The sequence below is a fragment of the Tritonibacter sp. SIMBA_163 genome, from assembly GCF_046535935.1.
Taxonomy (GTDB): domain Bacteria; phylum Pseudomonadota; class Alphaproteobacteria; order Rhodobacterales; family Rhodobacteraceae; genus Epibacterium; species Epibacterium scottomollicae.
Genome location: NZ_JAWJBP010001145.1, coordinates 1 through 242 on the forward strand (window position 1 = coordinate 1; position 242 = coordinate 242).

Annotated in this window: 1 protein-coding gene; it reads left to right on the forward strand. The window is 52.9% G+C overall.

Annotation, left to right across the window (positions count from 1 at the left end):
• Positions 1–84: 84 nt before the first annotated feature.
• A partial coding sequence (locus tag R0J92_RS25910; RefSeq protein WP_411053801.1) for a class I tRNA ligase family protein occupies positions 85–242 on the forward strand: 158 nt, incomplete at its 3' end.

The following is a 242-nucleotide window of genomic DNA, read 5'->3' on the forward strand; positions in this document are numbered from 1 at the left end:
CTGTCACTTTTAAAGTGATTTGTCAGCTGTTAGTTGCTATTGAGCCTTCAATTCATTCATCGCGCATAAAGACCGGATAATTCCATGCTTGAGAAGACCTATGACGCCGCGGCGATAGAGCCGAAAATTGCTGAACGCTGGGAAGAAGCGGGTGCATTCAAGGCGGGTGCAGGCGCGAAGCCGGGAGCCGATCCGTTTGCCGTGGTTATTCCGCCGCCGAACGTCACCGGATCGCTGCATAT